Source organism: Paenibacillus sp. FSL R5-0470 (assembly GCF_037975205.1).
Lineage (GTDB): Bacteria > Bacillota > Bacilli > Paenibacillales > Paenibacillaceae > Paenibacillus_AQ.
This window is the reverse complement of the sequence record NZ_CP150238.1, coordinates 3451814-3470833: the sequence shown is the minus strand read 5'-3', so window position 1 is coordinate 3470833 and position 19020 is coordinate 3451814. Positions and strand designations below refer to the sequence as shown.

General features: G+C 41.5%; 14 protein-coding genes. 3 read left to right on the top strand and 11 right to left on the bottom strand.

Translation table 11 applies throughout. The features are described from left to right. Positions 1 to 12: 12 nt before the first annotated feature. Positions 13 to 1527, bottom strand: a complete 1515-nt coding sequence (locus MKY99_RS15205) for an NAD(P)-dependent oxidoreductase (protein ID WP_339264734.1) — start codon at positions 1525 to 1527, stop codon at positions 13 to 15. A gap of 170 nt (positions 1528 to 1697) precedes the next feature. Between MKY99_RS15205 and MKY99_RS15200 the strand changes: the two genes are divergently transcribed. Further along, positions 1698 to 2255 carry a TetR-like C-terminal domain-containing protein gene (locus tag MKY99_RS15200; RefSeq protein WP_339264732.1) on the top strand — a complete coding sequence of 186 codons (558 nt, stop codon included), beginning with the start codon at positions 1698 to 1700 and terminating at the stop codon, positions 2253 to 2255. On the opposite strand, the gene MKY99_RS15195 is transcribed toward MKY99_RS15200, so the two are convergent. Further along, complete coding sequence (locus MKY99_RS15195) at positions 2236 to 4896, bottom strand: family 78 glycoside hydrolase catalytic domain (RefSeq protein WP_339264731.1); 2661 nt, start codon at positions 4894 to 4896, stop codon at positions 2236 to 2238. The genes MKY99_RS15200 and MKY99_RS15195 overlap by 20 nt on opposite strands. Before the next feature lie 210 nt (positions 4897 to 5106). Here MKY99_RS15195 and MKY99_RS15190 point away from each other — a divergent pair, with 210 nt between their 5' ends. Then, a complete protein-coding gene (locus MKY99_RS15190; protein WP_339264729.1) occupies positions 5107 to 5985 on the top strand; it encodes an AraC family transcriptional regulator in 879 nt (292 codons plus the stop codon). A gap of 53 nt (positions 5986 to 6038) precedes the next feature. Here the strand turns inward: MKY99_RS15190 and MKY99_RS15185 are convergent, their stop codons facing one another. From MKY99_RS15185 to MKY99_RS15145, 9 genes are all read right to left on the bottom strand, one after another. Next, positions 6039 to 6821 carry an ABC transporter ATP-binding protein gene (locus MKY99_RS15185; protein ID WP_149645671.1) on the bottom strand — a complete coding sequence of 261 codons (783 nt, stop codon included), beginning with the start codon at positions 6819 to 6821 and terminating at the stop codon, positions 6039 to 6041. Positions 6822 to 6859: 38 nt separating this feature from the next. Beyond that, the gene (locus MKY99_RS15180) at positions 6860 to 7546 is read right to left on the bottom strand and encodes a FadR/GntR family transcriptional regulator (RefSeq protein ID WP_339264726.1); all 687 of its coding nucleotides are present in this window, start codon (positions 7544 to 7546) and stop codon (positions 6860 to 6862) included. Between the two features lie 164 nt (positions 7547 to 7710). Continuing rightward, positions 7711 to 8088: a VOC family protein gene (locus tag MKY99_RS15175; protein WP_042188380.1), complete on the bottom strand. Its 378-nt coding sequence runs from the start codon at positions 8086 to 8088 to the stop codon at positions 7711 to 7713. Positions 8089 to 8319: 231 nt separating this feature from the next. Continuing rightward, on the bottom strand, positions 8320 to 10932 hold the full coding sequence (gene ppsA / locus MKY99_RS15170; RefSeq protein ID WP_339264723.1) for a phosphoenolpyruvate synthase: 2613 nt from the start codon (positions 10930 to 10932) through the stop codon (positions 8320 to 8322). A 233-nt stretch (positions 10933 to 11165) separates the two neighbouring features. Then, on the bottom strand, positions 11166 to 13817 hold the full coding sequence (locus MKY99_RS15165; protein WP_339264721.1) for a discoidin domain-containing protein: 2652 nt from the start codon (positions 13815 to 13817) through the stop codon (positions 11166 to 11168). A 302-nt stretch (positions 13818 to 14119) separates the two neighbouring features. Further along, complete coding sequence (locus tag MKY99_RS15160; RefSeq protein WP_339264719.1) at positions 14120 to 15043, bottom strand: aminoglycoside phosphotransferase family protein; 924 nt, start codon at positions 15041 to 15043, stop codon at positions 14120 to 14122. Between the two features lie 69 nt (positions 15044 to 15112). Next, on the bottom strand, positions 15113 to 15628 hold the full coding sequence (locus MKY99_RS15155) for a phosphotransferase (RefSeq protein WP_339271657.1): 516 nt from the start codon (positions 15626 to 15628) through the stop codon (positions 15113 to 15115). Between the two features lie 6 nt (positions 15629 to 15634). Beyond that, positions 15635 to 16135 (bottom strand): hypothetical protein, encoded by a 501-nt coding sequence (locus MKY99_RS15150; protein WP_339264717.1) that lies wholly within the window; start codon positions 16133 to 16135, stop codon positions 15635 to 15637. 151 nt (positions 16136 to 16286) lie between these two features. Beyond that, positions 16287 to 17201: an ArsR family transcriptional regulator gene (locus MKY99_RS15145; protein WP_339271655.1), complete on the bottom strand. Its 915-nt coding sequence runs from the start codon at positions 17199 to 17201 to the stop codon at positions 16287 to 16289. 174 nt (positions 17202 to 17375) lie between these two features. On the opposite strand from MKY99_RS15145, the gene MKY99_RS15140 reads away from it, so the two are divergent. Next, positions 17376 to 18872 carry a glycoside hydrolase family 43 protein gene (locus tag MKY99_RS15140; RefSeq protein WP_339264715.1) on the top strand — a complete coding sequence of 499 codons (1497 nt, stop codon included), beginning with the start codon at positions 17376 to 17378 and terminating at the stop codon, positions 18870 to 18872. The last annotated feature ends 148 nt before the right edge of the window (positions 18873 to 19020 follow it).

Below are 19020 nucleotides of genomic sequence, written 5' to 3'. Positions count from 1 at the left end.
AGGTAATACCATCTAATTCTGATACGATTTCATATACTCGCGTCCGTCTGCCTTACTTTGAATAGGGTTCCAAACCTGAGCAAAGAACGGTTCACGCTTCGCACGTTCTTTGTAATTCCAGCTTTCGAGCTCACACTGCGGGCAGAAATGTCCACCTTCTAGCATAAGCTTGGGGCTAGCCGTAAAGGTATGGTCGAACGCACATTTGAAATCAAGTTTGCCTGCCCAATTCCCCGTTTCCATATCTGTTGAAAGACATTCACCACCACGAAATTTCGCAGCACCCTTGATATCTTCAAGATTTAATTGCGATGTTGGCTTATTCTCATCATACCCGTGGTCAAGTTTGATGACTTTATCCCAATCCGCGAATTTCTTCATTTCAGACACCTTTGCAGGAATCGCCTCCCAGTTGTTCTTGCTGCCCCAATAAGCGTCTATTTTCTCAATGTCATTTTCCTCGATAAAACGTATCGTTCCTCGCTCTTTTACTGCTTGCTTTTTCATCGCCCGCTTAATCATCGCACCCATCAATTTTTGACCTCCGGGCAATTTAGTGATGACTTTCGCAACAGGCACAAGTGTGCCTAGATTATCGAGGTAGCTTTGATAGAAATAATCTATTGAATCTCGGCGAAAGTGAAAATAGTCCTCCAGCTTATCAGAGTCCAGATAATATTGTCCGTGAAAATTCCGTGTTGCATACCATTTAGGATCTATCACATAATCAAGATTTGTTAAACCTAACTTACCATAAAGCACCTGATACATCTCAAGCGTGCTGACTCGACAGCTCTCGCCCCCGCCAATGTTGTAAATATGTTGCCAAAATCCTTCATTTAGTTCTCCGTCTATATCCGAGATGCAGAGGTTTCGCATTAAACGTCCTGAATCCCGATCTGATACGTATTCAAGCACATTTTCTAGACAGTTATGGAACATAATAGGGTCTTCTATCTTGCTCATCGCTGGCCCCATAATACCTGTTTGGCGGAGGCTCACCCAATAGCTTAGTCCTGATTCAATTACCATACGCTCGGCGGCAATTTTCGAAACGGCATAGTAGTCATACACACTTGGTTTGAGAGGGTCGCCCACACGTCCCCAATGGATTGGCGGCATACGGTCACCCGTTTCCGCAATTGTACCGATATTTACGAAACGCGTTACATGGGCACGACCACTTTTCTTGATGGACTCGACGATGTTCTTCGCTGAACCATAATTAATCTGCATCGTTCGCTCGGGAAACTCATCTGCAGCAGGAGATACAAAGGCTGCTATATGAAGCACAATGTCGGCATCTTTCACACATTCATAGACAAGGTCGCAGTCTAGTAAATCGCCATAGACTACTTTAACGCCACTTAGTCTCTCATATTCTTTCAGATTTTGGCGGCTGGTTGAATTGTCTAAATCAAAGAGTAACAGCTCACATTTCGCTAAATCGTTTCTAAGAAATTTCAATGTTTCGCCACCCATATTGCCCGCTGCACCTGTTATCATGACTCGTTTTTTCTTTACCATATTCTTCACCTGCATTATAAGATTATTGACAAGTCATTCATCTCCCTTCAGAATACAGACACAGTGTCTATTTCACAACCACCAGTTGATTATCAAACTGATGTAATATAGACAGTCGAAGATATTCTGTCCATTAGTTTTTAAAAATTTTTATAGGGGGTGAATCAACAATGAATCAACGTGAACGGTTAACCAAATTGCTGCTGAAGCAAAGCTTGATTCGTCTGCTCAAAGAAAAAAATATAAGCCAAATCAGCGTTAAAGAATTATGCGCTTCAGCAGACATCAATCGCTCTACCTTTTATTTGCATTATGCAAATGCATACGATCTGCTTGAACATGTTGAGCAGGAGATTATTGATAACACAAATGCATATCTAGAAAAAATCGAAGCTAATGACAATGGCATCACTTATATATTGACCTTCTTAGACTACATCAAAAAGAATGATGATTTATTTGCCATCATGCTACTCAAATCAAATGATAACGAGTTGTTTTCAAAACGTTTGCTTAATGAAGTACTGATGAATATTGACACTTTCCTTCAGCTTGACGTTCCAGAAAATATGAAGCGTTTTACTTACGCTTATTTGGTTAATGGAAGCTTAGCAATTATACAGGAATGGATATTAGAAAATTTCATTATATCAAGCGATGAATTGGCTCAACTTATTTTCTCTTTGGCGGATCATTCCTTATTAACGTTTAAGTCATCGGAAACTTGAAGTAATAGTCACCAGATCCAACTAGTAGTTTAAGGCCTTCTGACATTTGTTCCACACTGGATAGACCTATGACTTGTTCTATTGGTGTCCCAGACTCCAAGATACTGTCCTGATTCATCGTTGGAATAATAATCTCAGCTGTTGTATTGGATGGAATCAGCACTTGCATTTCTACTGAATCTTCGTTCTGTTTTTTCCAAGTTACCTTGATCGTTCCATGGACAGATTCAAGCGAAGCATCAACCCACGTCAAATGTTCCCCGATCTGCGGCTGGATCCGTATTTTTTTATAGCCTGCTTCTAATAGTTCGATGCCACCGGCAGTGCGATAGAGCCAATCTCCAATAGCACCGTAAGCATAATGGTTATAGGAGTTCATATCATCGCTCCAGAACGAACCGTCCTGTTTTATTCCATCCCAATGTTCCCAAATGGTTGTAGCCCCTCGGATTACAGAATATAACCAGGAAGGATACTCTTTCTGCAGTAGCAATTGGTAGGCTACATCCGTATAACCAAATCTAGAGAGGACTAGACACAGATAGGGAGTCCCTACAAAGCCGGTCGTTAGGTGCACTCCATTTTCTTCGATATGGTCGGCTAGCATCTTAGCCGTCCGATGACGATCCTTTTCCTCTAATAAGTCAAACATAAGGGCAAGTGTATACGCAGTTTGTGTCGGTGAGGCCACCCGACCATTTGGTGTTACGAACTCTTGGCGGAATGCCAGAATAATCTTCTCATGCAATGCTTCATATTTTAAGGCATCTTCGGGTTTTCCAATGACAGCCGCTGTCTTAGCTAGCAATTCCGTTGAATAAGCATAGAACGCGGTAGCGATCAACTCTTTTGGTGTTGCTCCGACGTAGCTGTTTTCTTTGGCATCCAGACCTAACCAATCTCCGAAGTGAAAACCTGTATTCCATAGATATTCGTCTTCACCTTGCGCCCGAATATACTCGACCCATGCTTTCATACTTGGATATTGCGTTTTCAGCACACGAATGTCCCCATAACATTGATAAAGCGTCCAAGGACAAATCACCGCAGCGTCGCCCCAAGCAGCAGAGCCGTATCCTGCCGCTGGCACATCGGGAACAACATGCGGAACTCTTCCGTCCTCTTCTTGATCCGCGGCCAAATCCTTTAGCCACTTTTCAAAGAACGGAACTACATTCATGTTGTAGGCAGACGTGCGAATAAAAACTTGAGCATCCCCCGTCCATCCCAATCTTTCGTCTCGTTGAGGGCAATCTGTCGGGATATCTAGAAAATTCCCCTTTTGTCCCCATAAGATGTTGTGCTGAAGCTGATTCAAGAGTACATCTGAACAGTTGAAGTTTCCCGTTTGCTCCAAGTCCGTATGGATGACGCAGCCGATGAATTGTTCCAATAATTGATCTAGCGGTATGCCAGTCACTTTTACATAACGGAATCCTTGGAAGGATAAATAGGGCTCAAACGTTTCTGCCTCCCCGCCATGGCATATATAAGTAACAGTTTGTTTTGCAGATCGTAAATTTCCGATGTAGAAATTCCCCTCGCGGTCCAACACCTCAGCATGTTCTAAAGTAATTATCGTTCCAGCTTCAGCATGAACCGTAAATCTTACCCATCCAACCATATTTTGTCCCATATCCAGCACGTGTTCGCCTTTAGGTGTAGTAATGACTGCAATAGGCTTGATGGTTTCTATAACCCTGGTCGGTTCGTTTTCCTGAGCAACCAATGAAGTCTCTGGACGGTCCTTGAGAATAGTCTTTTGCCACTTTACATCCTCAAAACCGGGAGAAGACCAACCTTCTACCTCGAGCCTCGCATCATACCTTTCGCCATGATACAATTCTGACATCAAGAGTGGACCTGTAGAAGTACGCCAGTTGTCATCCGATACAATGATTTGTTCCGAACCATCAGATAATGTGACGTGTAGCTGGATAAGCACAGCACGATCCTCACCAAAGATGTTCTTCTTTCCTTCCCAAGCTAAATATCCTTTATACCACCCGTTTCCCACCATGCAACCAAGAGCGTTATTGCCAGCAGCAATCAAAGAAGTCACGTCATAGGTCTGATATTGAAGCCGTTTATTATAACTGGTCCAGCCAGGGTTAAATAACGTGTTATCTGCTGGTTTACCGTTTATATATAAGCGGTACATCCCAAGAGACGTTGCATACACACGAGCTGATACAACATTATCAGGGATTGAAAATTCCGTACGAATATAGTCGCAAGGATCAGCCCCATTCTCTTGGTGATTCGGAGGTGCTGATATCCATTTTGCCTGCCACTCATCTACCGATAACAATGCCGTTTCCCAGAACACAGGTTCACTCCATTCTGAAACTATCCCATGATCGTCCCAAGCTCGAACCCTAAAGTAATACCGAGTGCGGGATTGTAAGGCGGGACCTTCGTATTCAATATGCACATTGCTATCCGACTCTACCTTTTCAGAATCCCATATGATTTTTGAAAAGAATTTGTGATCATTTGCGACTTGAACTTGATAGGCTGATTGGATAAATCCCCGTATTTCTGTGCTGATCCACCAACTAAGCCGCGGATGTAAATCATCAATCCCCAACGGATTCTTTCTATAGTTCACTTTAAGATTTGTAACTTCAAAATTGGACATTTGTATCAACCTCCTATATTCATCCAGTAACCTGCCGGAACACTTTGAACTGTATTCATAGATCTTTGATCCGGCAGCTATTTCTATTGTATGAGTTGAGAGAATTTAGAATTGGGGGTATTTCAGACATTTTTATAGGTGGATCTAGACATTCATTCATTAGTTTCGTACGATATGTCTAGCCTTAGCAATTTGAAAGGGGGCACGATTATGAGTATCAGACGCAGCACTTTTGTCATGTCTGGAGATAGCTTTTTCGAGCCTGGTGTGCCAATTTATGTGAACAGGGCTTACGAAACGTTCGAATTGAATGCGCATTCCCATGAGTTTATCGAAATTACTTATATCAGTGAAGGAGCAGGCGTTCACTACATTGACGATGAGGCTGTTCCTGTCGAGCACGGTACGTTATTTTTTATCCCCATTGGACGCAGTCATGTATTTCGACCTAAGACCCCGATGAAAGACCGCCCGCTCATCGTTTATAACTGTTTATTTCCAGTAGAGTATTTATCAGAACTTCAGGCTACCTTTCCTCACGCTACAGATATTTGTGAATTTTTCACAGACATGCAATTGCTATGGTACTCTATGAAAGATGTCAATGGCGCATACCATATAATGTTTCGTGAACTGTTTCGTGAATTCTCGGCAAAACCGCCAGGATATCTAGCTGTACTCGATGCTCTAGTCGTACAAATATTAACAGGCTTGTTTAGACATCGATTGCAGATTGTTGCGCCATCAGGGGATAAGCCGCAATGGATGGCAGTGGATGATGCGATTGCATTTATAAATTACAACTATGCCAATGGGCTTAAACTTAGTGATCTCGCCAGTAAAGCGAACCTTAGCGAACGGCAATTCAGTCGCCTTTTTCAGCATCAGACTGGAATGAGCTTTACAGATTATACGCAAAGTATTCGAATGGATGCTGCATGTCGTATGCTTTCAGGAGGTCATAGAAGTGTAAGTGAAATAGCCGCTGCAGTTGGATATGCTGATCTCAAATTTTTTCACCAAATATTTAAAAAAAAGATAGGAATGAGTCCCCGACAATATAGTAATTCTATTCGAAGTGAACACTAGCTTCTAACATTCAAGATAACAAAAGCTGCCTAGCAATTGCTAGGCAGCTTATCCTACTTATCACCGGCAAGTGTAAGCCACTTGCGATTGTGATGCTCCTGAACTTCTACGGGGGTATCAAAGAAATCGCTCAACACATCCGACTGCAAGCAGTTTTCTGTCTCATCCCCTTTGTAGATTTCTCCGTTCTTCACCAGCAAAGTATGTGTAAAGCATGGTGTTATCTCCTCGATATGATGCGTTACATACAGCAAAGTTGGTCCGTTCGGTTGCTTCGTAATCTTCTCAATCATTTGTAACAGCTGTTCTCGGGCAAAAATATCTAGTCCAGTGCAAGGCTCATCAAGGATCAATAGATCTGGATTGGCCATAAGTGCGCGTGCAATGAGGACCTTCTGACGCTGACCTTGCGACAAGGTATCGTATGTACGAGCGGCTAAGGAAGAGCAGTCTAGAAATTCCATCAGCTCCTCGGCTTGCTTTTGATCCTCTTCATTCGTCTTGTCATATAAACCGATAGTTGCGAATTTTCCGCTGAGGACGATGGTCAGCGCAGTCTGATGGCCGTATAGCTTCTGTTGCAGCGAGGTGCTGACCCAACCGATTCGCTTCCGTAACTCTCTAAGATCCACATCGCCAAAGCGGTGGTCTAGCACTTCGACTTGCCCAGTCGTCGGCCATATATAGCCGTTTACTACGTTCAGCATCGTCGTCTTGCCTGAACCGTTTAGTCCGACGATACACCAGTGTTGCCCTTGTTTCACTTCCCAATTCATATCGCGTAAGATCATTGTTGTATCACGTTGCCATGATACATTTTTGAGTGATATAATCATGCCCAAATTCCTCCTCTACATGAATGTCTATATTGAACTTAAAGCTCAGAAAGTGTTCCATTTAAAATTTTGAGCGTCGATTGTACTGCTTGATCTGAATCCCCATTTTTAATAGATTCATATACTTGTTCATGGTAATCGGATTGAGGATCATGGGAACTATAATTACGGTTTAATTTACTCATTGCATCTGACAAAATATGAGTAAACGTTCTATATAAGTCAATGATTACAGCGTTTTTACTTGCCATTGCTACAGCCATGTGGAATTCTATATCCGATTTGGCATACAGTTCACGATCATTCTGCTTTAGAGCCATATCTCTTGTATCCAAATGTTTTCGCATGTTGAATAAGTCAGTGTCATCATGCCGTAGAGCTGCTAATCTTGCGATTTCTAATTCAATCATTTTTCGAGCTTCAAAGACCTCAATCAATTCTGCACGAAGTAAACGATGGGTAAGTGGTTCTTGAATAATAGGACTGGATTTTAAGTAAGTTCCAAAACCCTGCTTTTTCTCCAATAAACCAGCATGAACTAACACACGGACTGCTTCTCTTATCGTTGATCGCCCTACATTAAATAATTGCATTAATTCAGGTTCTGGAGGTAATTTGTCTCCTGGCAGGATTGTTCCTGTTGAAATTTTTTGTTGTATTTGATTAACAACATCGTCCACTAACTTAGTGGCTTGAACGGGTTGGAACGCCCCCTTTTCAAACATCTGATCATCTCCTCTTTTTGCAGAATAACATGATATTCTTGACTTAACAAGTAAGATTTTGAAGTTTATAACGGTCATTATGGGTATGAAAAAGCAGCTAATCATTTTGATTAGCTGCTGACGTAATGTATTTAACTATAGCCTTATTGCATGTTCACTCAATTTTATTGTCCTTTTTCCATTACCGCAAAGTAGTTATTTTCACCGTCTGCGAAATTGAATACTCTTCCACCGGGAATTTCTACAATATCTCCAACCGTAACATTTTTGTCCTTCAACTCTCGATTCAATTGATCAAAATTATCCGAAAAGAACATTAAAGAAGGTGTTCCGAGATTCATTTCAGGATTCATTTGGGCAACCAACTCTTTATTATGAAGAACAATGCTAGTCGCTGCACCTTTCGGAGCAAGCTCGATAAATCTCATAGGGCCATTTGTTTCGTCTAAAATCACCTCAAATCCTAGCTTTTCTGTCCAGAATTTTTTAGATTCCTCTTGGTTATTTACATATAACATAATTTGTCCAATTTTATTAATCATAAGTTATACTCTCCTTCTTAGTCGGGATAATTTATTGCTTTTACAATATACCTCGTTAAGAATATTCGCGTCAAGGAATATTAATTCGAACTCCCCTTTTGCAACTATAAGTTGGCTTTGTTTCCGGAGGTTGTCCATATCCCCATATTATTTACTTTCTTTTCCTACATTAAACCGAATTTCAGACCAGCGAAAGAGAACATCGATAATTATTTTTATTTTTAAATACCTCTACAATATTTCAATATAACCTTCTGTTCCATTCACACGAATTCGTTGCCCGTCTTTTATCAGCTTGGTGGCATTTTCCACTCCGACAACTGCTGGCAAGCCATATTCACGAGCGATAACGGCTCCATGGGTCATCAGTCCACCAACTTCGGTGACCAGGCCTTTAATAGATACAAACAATGATGTCCAGCCAGGGTCAGTAAAGGCGGTGACTAATATATCGCCATCTTCCAGATCTGCCTCTTCCATGTTTAAGATAACACGAGCTCGTCCCTCTATTACTACGGTAGAAACAGGGAGACCTATAATCGCTTTGTCTGGCAGATTTTCTCGTTTGTATTCACCTGTAATAATTTCACCATCAGATGTGATTACACGTGGCGGAGTAAGTTTTTCAAAAAAATTGTAATCGTCTTTTCGTTTACTGATGATCTGATCATCCAGTTTATTTGTGCGTACGACTTCGTGAAGTTCTTCAAAAGTGAGATAGAATATATCTTCTTTTTCATGAATAACGCTAGCTTGTACAAGTTGTTCGGCTTCTTTCAGCAAAGCCTGCTTATAAATGAAGTAGCGGTTAATCATTCCGTATTTTGGATATTCACGGTAACCGATATAATTCCGGATAAAACTGATTACTCGTTTTGTCTCTTCAGCTTTTAGTTCTCCATCCGGTAATTGCTTCAATCGATCTAATAACTCTTGTTCTTTTTCTAAAGCCTCCTGTCGGCCTTGCTCAAATTTTCGATTGCCAGCATTAGGCTCAAAGTTTTTGATATTACTGAGAATCATGGGGACAAGTGTAATCGGTTTTTCACTCCAACGAGTTCTCGAAATATCGATTTCACCGGCACATCGCATTCCGAATTTGTTGAGATAAGCATAGATTGCGTCTTGAGTTGCTTGTCCACCATCAAACTTAACCAGTTTATCCAAAAAAACATCATCTTTTACATGTTTTAAATAATCAACTATTTCCGGGTAAGGACGAATCACATCTGCAACATCCAAAAGCGCCAGACCCATTTCTGAGGTAATGTTGTTTGGTACAGATTGAGAAAGCATATCTGCTGCGTTTTTTTCACCTAACCACTCGTACATTTTTTCATTAATCCATGACGAAGCGTTCATAGCAGTCATAAAAACCTTTGTACTTTGTGGGTCAGATAAGAACTTCTTTAATTGCTGGAGATCTTCAAGAATAAAATCAAATAGATCTGCTCCTGATTTCGTTCGGATGTTTTGTCTTAATTCTTCTATCGACGTTTGACTGTTCTTAATCAAATCAGAAACGATTGCCGGATCATTTTCGATTAATGCTTGAAAACCTTCTGACGAACTATCTTTACTGCTATTAACGGGACTCAGTTCTTTTCTATCATCTGGTAACGATTTTATATATTCTCGTTCTATTAGGGTCATAAATGCGTCTTTTATGAGCGGATCGGATTTCCCAAGGGTATTTATGAAATTTTCTCTGCTGACAGGTGAAGCCAGCATATGTGTAACATCAACAAACAACCTTCCACCGGCCTTACGCATGGGTGCAGGAGTGATTAACAGGTAAAAAGACAATCCTAGTGGTTTCATGGGATCCGTCATCATTTGTTGATGACCGACAGATACGTAAACGTGATTTTCTTGATCATTTACTTCAGGGATCGGGTATAAAGTAGTGATTGGCCGGCTTTGAACAATATAAAAAGTATCATGATCCAAACACCATTCGATATCTTGTGGACAACCAAAATAAGCTTCAATCTCTCTACCTATGCGTGCCAGTTGTAAAATTTGTTGTTCGGAAAGGGTTTGAGTCTTTTGCTGATCGAGATCGATTTTCAGGGTCTCTGTTCCACCTTCTTTTAATCCATAGATAGCCAATTTTTTGGTTGCTATCATCATATCGACGATTTCCTCTTCCTGTACTTTATAACAATCGGCAGATACCAAGCCAGAGACCAGAGCTTCGCCAAGCCCAAAACTGGCATTAATAGATAGCAGCTTTCGATTAGAAGTCATCGGATCCGCTGTGAATAAAATCCCTGAAGCCTGAGGGGAAACCATCTTTTGCACGATAACAGATAAATATATCTGTCTGTGGTTAAATCCATTTTGCATGCGGTAGATTACCGCGCGATCCGTAAATAGAGATGCCCAACATTTGCTGATATGCTGCATGATTGCTTCTCTTCCGATGATATTTAAATAGGTGTCCTGTTGACCGGCAAATGAGGCATGTGGTAAATCTTCAGCAGTTGCACTAGAGCGTACTGCATAAGCCTGTTCTTCACCAAATTGGGAGAGATAGTGAGTAACTGCTGTCACAACATCTGAAGGAATTTCTACTTCCATAAGGAGTTGTCGAAGCTTCTTACTGATTTCACCAATTTGCTCTCGATCGTCTACGTTTAATATGGATAGTTGATCCAATAAAATATGATACTTTTCGTTCTTTTCGATGGTTTTTTGGTAGCCCACTGTTGTAACACAAAATCCTTCTGGTACTTTTATTCCTTCGATAGTTGATAATCGCCCTAAATTCAACCCTTTTCCGCCCACGAGCAAAAGCTGTGTGGTTTCTATTTCCTGAAAACCAAGAACCAATGAATGCATACAAAATCTCTCCTAACCATTAAAATGAGAAAAAAATTTGACAAGATTTTGGCTGCATGGTATATTAATAATATAAGATGTATTAACTATGCCTTTATATTTTTTATAGTCGTGATCCGATTATATCATCGTGTCTTTTTATATGCAATATAAAAGAACCTGAAGGCTATTCAGGTTCTTTTTTTGTGTTTCCCGCTATTATTTGTTATTCAAAAACCATGGTTCGAACCGAACTACAACCCATAGACTTCAAACTCATAAATTCGTGCTGCTGTATCGGCTCCTTGGGTTGGCTTAAGAGTTATTAATTTTACATAGCGAGCTTTCACCAAAGCAATCGCGTCTGTCGACTCAGCTGCCGAGTTTCCTTGCACGTTTACAACATCCGTCCAGTTCGTTCCGTCGTTACTCACCTGAATGGTATAATCGCTTGTATTAAACCCGGACCATTCTCCTCCACTCTGAGCATGCTTGATGATAAAAGTGCTGATTTGATGCTCGGCTCCTAGATCGACTTGTAGCCAATGAGGCAGATTTCCAAGTGCACACCATTTGCTATTATCCGTCACTTTACCGTCAACTGCGTTTGGTGCGCCTTCCTTGTCTCCGCATGCATGATCGGCTGTTGCAGGTTTTCCAAGTGCTAAATTTTTCACCGCACCAGCTTCCTTACTCACTGTAATGAGCGCCTTTTTCATAATTGTGTCTTGGCCCGAACTGTTGGTTGCAGTTAGTGATACGTTATATATGCCCTCCTGATTGAACGTTACAACCGGGTTTTTCGATGTGCTGACAGCTGGGCTACCGCTTTCGAAGCTCCATGACCATTCTTCTGTCACTTCGGTCGACAGGTCGGTGAAGTTTACGCTCTCACCTGGAGCTACCAAGGTCCGATCTGCCTTGAACTCTGCAATCGGCTTCGGATAAGCTGGCCAGCTGATCTTCACGCTGGAGGCCTGACCTTGCTCGTATCTCCCATTGATTGCAACGACCTTTAATGCTGTGAGTGTTTCTTTGTCTATTCTTCTCATCTCAGGAACGTAAAACACATGATTTGGCGTTGCGCCCAATAACACCTCACTGCCATCTGGCAGTACTCGATAGATTTCGTATTGCTTCACCTGCTGGTCAAGTGGTTTCCACTCCAATCTAGCATCTCCATAAATTCCATCGCGGAAATCGGATTGAGTAGCCTTCAGTTCGCGAACCGCTGGTAGCGTTTTAACCGGGTCGTTGGTATTTTGGATGGAGAGCTGGCCAATTTGAATACTATAATTACTAATTGTATCCTTGGTATCAAAATAAAGTGATACTGCTACGATTCGTTTCCCTTTGTATGGGGTCAAATTCAAAGTTTCGGTAGTCCAGTCTGGTGCTGTCTTATCCTTCACATTAAGAAAGATTAATTGGTCTGGTTGGTCTGCAAAAGCAAGACCTACCTTCAAGCTTGGCTTGTTCAGTGTTTTATAAGTAACCGATAGCTTTGTGCTTGCTTCGATTTTAAGGTCTGTCTTGTAGAGCTTCAGATGTGTTGCATTGTTATGGCTCAGATCACCTGAAACCTTCAGTGAACTGCCGCCGTAATACGCATCGGACCAATCGAGTTCTGGAGTAAGTGAAGTTCCTTTGCTGTCTGCGATCCAGCGCCATGTTGGCAGGATATCCTGCAGGCTCCGGTTATTCCATCCCTTATCTCGTACCTGCTGCCCTCGGACATAATATTTCTGCCCGCTTCCTGTATTGAAATTTGTGATGAAAGGTAGCTTATTTACAGGGGATGATTCTACCACATTGTTCGCGATTCCTTTCCAGGCCTGATCGCTCACGGTGTTACCCGGATTCCCGTTTGGCCCCACCCAGAATTTGTTCTCGCGTGCGAAGAAATCCTCCATGCTTTCTGCGCTGTTGAAAGCCCAGTCTGGACGGTAGATACCAAGGGAAGTGACGGCAGGTTGACCATCCGGAAACAGCAGATTCCAGTTCACATTCGTATCGTAGCCCTTGGCTTCAACATCTATCCCTGCATACAGGTCATACGGACTTCTATCTAAACTTTTGGCCTTCTCTGCCGAGCTTTTAAGATCTTTCCACCAAAAGTTCAGGAACATATTGTCTGTTATTTTCTTATTATTGTCTTGCAGGAACATTGCATTCTTGTCATTTAGCGCATTTTGCCAACTGATACTGCCCTCCTTGGTCATGGAGTCGTACCATACGATTTGCATAGATGCAGATTTGTGCGATTCTAGATAACTTAGGAAAGCTTTCATTTTCTGGGCATCAGCTGGTGTTCCACCCTCAGTCTCCTGGTTAATAAACCAGCCGTCAAATCCGTAATACTTCGCAACCTGGATCAGCTTATCTGCGGCAGGAAAGGAACCGTCGCTGTTCTGCTGAAGCATTTGCTTCACCCATTCAAATTTCCCTCCATAAACAGTTGGTGGGAAGAACACTGTTCCGACGATCGGTACGCCATTTTTATGTGCTGCGTCGATCGTATCAGCGCTTGGTGGTACGATAATTCCTTCCCCGGCAGATCCGCCCCAATAGACCAGCTTGTCAACATATTGCCAATAAGTAAACGTATTAGCTCCAAATTTGTCTGATCCCTGTGATGGCACACCACTTGTTCCCGAGTTCAGTGCTGATAAAGCCATAACTTTTGGCGCTTTTGTCGCATGAGCATTGACTCCATCTGTCACAAAGCGGTCTTGCAGCGGAATTGTACTTCGGTTGAATACCGCATCCGGGTCGGATGCAGGACTCCACTGAAGCAATTGCTCTGGAAACCAGTAGGATGAATAAGGCTGTTTAGCGAACGCAGTAGTGGATAATGCTACGAACATCACAAATAAGAATATAAAACCTGCACCAATCTTTTTCATGCCGTACTCCTCCAATCGATAATTTTATGATTGCGCTTACATTTTATCAAGTTGGACAAAGGTGTAGATAGTGGATTAATGACAAGTCCAGGTGCAAATATTACAGATTGTAAGCCTGAAGCTCTATAACAAGCATCATTACTAGGATCAATAATCCTAGTAGGAATTAGAAATTTGATATTTATATACAAAAAGCCGCAACTATGCGGCTAGTATATGTATATGATTTGGTCATCTTACATGAAATCAATTTATACTGAAGTGTTTACCTTGTATCCATTCAAATGTAAAGCGTTCTGTTATTAAGCTTTCAGGTTTAAAAGAAAATGCCGTGTGTCCTGATAAGCATCTGTCCAGCCCATCTTAGCATAGAAACGAAGTCCATCGAGTCCCTTAAAATAATAGGCGCCGATTAGCCGCTCCTCAAAATTCGGGGTCACTATTCTAGCTTTCTCTTGATAGTTTTGATACGCGTTAATGACATCACACCAAGGCATATGCTTGTCGAGAATCGCAAGGTCTATGAGAGAATCGCCATACATGCAATTTCCATCAATAATTCCGGAAATCCGTGTTCCGTTGGACAAAATATTCCACTGTTGAAAATCTCCGTGTATAAAGCTTCTATTAAATTCATTATAGGGTACGTATGTCATCAAACGACTATAGATTTCTTCGTATACTTCTCTCTCCAAGCAAGACGTGCGGAAGAGTTCATGCCAATTCTCCCAGAATGTCCCCGTCTGATCTTCCGCATTTACGGCAATGACGAAGTCTTTCCAAGATGAATAGGAGCCATTACCATCTGGTCGGATCCAACCATACCCGTTAGTTCCACCAATATCCGTTTCGGCCAATCTTGTTAAAATGCCGATAATTTCTGGCATCAGACGGGTTTGTTCCTCTGCTGTAAAATCGGATAGATTGCGACCTTCCATTCGCTCCATGATCAAATAGGTTAACTGATTAGTCCTCCCTAACCCCAAACATTTTGGGAAAGGAATATCTTGATCGAGTATCAAATTGGATACAAATTGTTCGGTCTCATATGCTCGTTCCAAATCGCTGAATTTCACAACATAGTCTTTTCCTTCTAAAATAAATGAAAACACGTTGCTAATGTTGCCGCCAGACAACGGTGTAATCTCAGCCGCTCCCTGTCCAAGATGATTCCACAGTACTTTTTCAATTTCACTCATGGTCAATTCCGGTTTTTCGTAAGTCATTTTACTCCAACTCCTGCTTATTAGAGTCTACTATGAAATTATCCGCAGCATATCAAAAACACCATCTTCCTAAATATCTCGTTCCTCATACTCAAAGGGTTCATCACATGAGTAAAATTCATGGAAAAATCCTACATATGGGATATCGTCTTCTAGACATTTTATACGATATGACAGCTCTTCATCGCATTCCGGCTCTTCACCATTGTTCCGCGTTACCTCGAATGCATCAACAATGTTTTCCATGAGGGTTACTTGGATAAATAATGGCAATGTGTCTAACATCGAATCTTCGATCCTGGTCTCGGATCTGTAGCCCTCAAGCACTGTTTTAAAATAATCATCCATAAACTTTTTGCGTTTAAAGACGTCTTGTTCAAATTGTATCCAGCCCACTCCAAGTGTCCAGAGATTTGCCAGGTCATACATATACCAACAAAAGCAGGAATTATCGAAATCAAAAACAGTTATTTGCCCTGTATCAAAATCGATCATATAATTCCCATCGCAGTAATCAAAATGTACCATCCCAAAAGACTCGTGATTCCTGTCCATCCCTTCTAAGGTTGTAAGGAGATCTACCAGCTTCTCCTACAGCAGAGATAACGAGTCAGGTATTAGCTTATCTATATAATCGGCATTGTATTTATCAAAAAAATTATACCGAGAATGGACAGGCGTATATCCCTTCGATAAGTGATGCATTTTCCCAAGGACTTTGCCGCAGTTATAATAGTATTCAGTAATAGGAACGCCTTCCCGATACCGATAATGATTTTCCACGAGCATGCTCCCCTTGGCCTTTTCAAACAAGCAGACAAAAAAGGTATGATTATTAAGAGTGATCGTTTCCAACAGGTTCCCCTTCTGGGAGTTGACTACATTCGAAACACTGCCGCCATGCTCGTACAAATACCTGATATATTCCACTTCACCCAAAATATCTTCTCGGCTTCTGTCACTTAAGAAGGCAATTCTGATTATTTTTGCTTCAGAATCAGCTTTATCACAGTTATATGCGATATTCCGTCCTCCTTTATGTGCATTGATAAGCCTGATTTCATAACCTTCCAATCCGTACAATTCCATCACTAATGGAAGTAAGTGTGTATCAGCGATTTTAATAACCTCGTTATAATTCAGAATATCTCTCCTCTCAACTTCTTCAATATATGGATAGTTTACCAGTTCCAGCTGATAAACTGGATGGAGAAAACAACTATAACTGAAATATCCGGCTTCATTAGGTCATTGTTCCTAGGTACACACGAATTAAAATATCTTGGTCATGGTTACCGAATCCAGCCCCATAAAGTGTCAAACCACCAACATTAACAGCCTTCTCGTCAACTGCGAACCGAAGCGTCCAGAATTGTTCCCGTAGCAAAATATCTGCGACAGTAATGTCCGACATCCTTTCTTCATCAATAAATGTGCCAGAAGTGTCAATGCGGATCGTCTTCAATAACCCGTATTGATTTACATTCCGATGCCACCAATCCGGAGTATATATGCCTCGTGTCGCTCTTCCAAAGTCTGCTGGACTGGTCCAAGTTCCAAGCTTTACACCGTTAAAAAAGAACTCAATATCCGAAGGCCAATGATCTCTCAAGCCTGGCGCTTCAGAAGCAATTTCCATTGAAATCTCGATGGCCTCGGGCATTTGACCGGCAAGTAAGTAGTTAGGCGTTTTGTACTCTACGTAACCTCTCCCAAACCACAAAATGCCAGCGTTGACCCGCTCGGGATCGAGAAAATATCGGGGATCGTCCCAAACCCCAATTTCTTTCTCTTGTGTCCCAAGACCACATGTAGGATGGACATCAAATGAGGTATAATGACCCACTGAAATGGTCTGCTCTCTGATCCTCGGGGTTTGAGTGGCAGTGGGGAGTTCGATTTCAACTCTTTTTTGTTTAAGGAAACACATTTTGTGCGTTCCTCCGTTTAGGCGTACCCTGTGGCTTCCTGTAAGTCCAGCTTGTTCGAGCTTTCGGATATGCATAGTGACTATGGAAGGGCTAAGCTCTAACTTAGCCGCAATCTCCTTCACATTCATTTCATTATCAGCAATAAGGCTCATAATCCTCCATCTGACTTCGCTTGCCAGCGCTTCATATAACGCCATGAATTTTGCTTCGCCGTTTGCTTTGATCATCATCATAATCACCTGACCTGTGCTTATTGAAATTACATATATATTAATTTAATAAATATAACGTATATCTTCAACCCTGATTCATTGAAAACCTATAAGCAATAGTGTTTAATTTTCTTAGTAGTTAAATATATTGAATTCTTATTTATATGAATTTATTAATGAGGTGGAGAAATGAAATACAATAATCCGGTCATCAAAGGGTTTTATCCTGATCCCAGTGCATGTAAAGTTGAAGACACTTATTATTTGGTTTGCAGTTCCTTTCAATATTTTCCCAGTGTTCCGATTTTTGAAAGTAAAGATTTAATTAATTGGACCCAAATCGGTCATTGCTTAACCCGAAAGAACCAGATTCAACTGGATATTGTGGACAGCTCCGGTGGTGTATTCGCCCCCACCCTGCGGTACAATAATGGACGATTCTACATGACGACCACTAATGACACTTTGCGCCAGAACTTCTATGTCTGGACTGACAATATTTACGGCGAATGGTCTGATCCGATTAATGTAAATCAAGGCGGTATTGATCCAGATTTGTATTTTGAAGACGGCAAAACATATTTCATGAGTAATGGGACAGACGATTACGGAGTTAATGGTATAGTCCAATGTGAAATTGAAATTGAAACCGGGCAGAAGCTGTCGCCAAGCCGTTCAATCTGGCAAGGATCCGGTGGGCGTTATTTGGAGAGTCCTCATTTATACAAAATTAATGGACAATACTATCTGCTAGCAGCTGAGGGCGGAACCGAATATGGGCATATGGTTACTTATGCAAGGGGCAATTCTCCTACTGGTCCATTCGAAGCCTACCCGCATAACCCCGTATTGACTAATCGAAATTTAGGCGGTTACGAGCTTCAGGGAGTTGGACATGGAGATTTGGTACAAGACCATGAGGGGGATTGGTGGCTGTTACATCTTGGATTCCGGCAGACTGGCCAGTATCTTACCTATCACCATTTGGGGCGCGAGGTTTTTCTAACTCCGATTACCTTTGGCGAGGAGGGATGGTTTACAGCAGGTCATGAAGGTACCACTCTTATAAGTTTCGAGACTGATCGTATTGCGGACAAAGTCATTCAGCAGGAGAAAAGAGTCTTTACGTTCGAGAACACAGATTGGAATTTGGACTGGTGTTACCTGCGTCACCCGGTTACAGAAAATTATAGGTTAGAAGCTGATAAAATAAAGCTTAAAGGAACTGCTGTAACGTTAGATATCCCGGCTACCCCGACATTTATTGGTATTCGTCAAAAAGACTTTAACGCGATTATTTCATGCGAAGTCAGCCTTACGAATGGTGAAGCCGGAATTACACTTTACATGGACGAAAATCACCATTATGACTTGGCCTTGCGTAAACATCCAGAGGGTTATGAGATTATCGAACGGCTGAATATCGGAGATATCAAATCCATTGAAAAAACAAAAAATATAAGTCAGTGCAACCATGCTTCATTAATTATCAAAAGCAGTCCAACACATTATCACTTTTATATCCAGGTAGATGGTACTGAGATCTTACTCGGAGCTGCGCAAACCAAATATCTATCCTCTGAAATAGCCGGAGGGTTCACAGGTGTGCTTATTGGTTTGTACGCCACTGGAGAAGACCAAGATTATAATGCGAAATTCACAAATTTTAGCTGCCTTTATTCTTAAACCTCCAAAATAGAATGAACTGTACAAGGCTAAGGGTGTTCTTATAAATAAAAGATGGGTTAACCCCTTAATTATGGTTAACCCATCTTTTATCAAAACCAACAAAATCGTAAGAAAAATTAGATATCCAGCTTCTTAGTACTTAACG

Coding starts and splice junctions, on each gene's coding strand:
- MKY99_RS15205 (WP_339264734.1), bottom strand. CDS start 1,527: ATGGTAAAGAAAAAACGAGTCATGATAACAGGTGCAGCGGGCAATATG.
- MKY99_RS15200 (WP_339264732.1), top strand. CDS start 1,698: ATGAATCAACGTGAACGGTTAACCAAATTGCTGCTGAAGCAAAGCTTG.
- MKY99_RS15195 (WP_339264731.1), bottom strand. CDS start 4,896: ATGTCCAATTTTGAAGTTACAAATCTTAAAGTGAACTATAGAAAGAAT.
- MKY99_RS15190 (WP_339264729.1), top strand. CDS start 5,107: ATGAGTATCAGACGCAGCACTTTTGTCATGTCTGGAGATAGCTTTTTC.
- MKY99_RS15185 (WP_149645671.1), bottom strand. CDS start 6,821: ATGATTATATCACTCAAAAATGTATCATGGCAACGTGATACAACAATG.
- MKY99_RS15180 (WP_339264726.1), bottom strand. CDS start 7,546: ATGTTTGAAAAGGGGGCGTTCCAACCCGTTCAAGCCACTAAGTTAGTG.
- MKY99_RS15175 (WP_042188380.1), bottom strand. CDS start 8,088: ATGATTAATAAAATTGGACAAATTATGTTATATGTAAATAACCAAGAG.
- ppsA (WP_339264723.1), bottom strand. CDS start 10,932: ATGCATTCATTGGTTCTTGGTTTTCAGGAAATAGAAACCACACAGCTT.
- MKY99_RS15165 (WP_339264721.1), bottom strand. CDS start 13,817: ATGAAAAAGATTGGTGCAGGTTTTATATTCTTATTTGTGATGTTCGTA.
- MKY99_RS15160 (WP_339264719.1), bottom strand. CDS start 15,043: ATGACTTACGAAAAACCGGAATTGACCATGAGTGAAATTGAAAAAGTA.
- MKY99_RS15145 (WP_339271655.1), bottom strand. CDS start 17,201: ATGATCAAAGCAAACGGCGAAGCAAAATTCATGGCGTTATATGAAGCG.
- MKY99_RS15140 (WP_339264715.1), top strand. CDS start 17,376: ATGAAATACAATAATCCGGTCATCAAAGGGTTTTATCCTGATCCCAGT.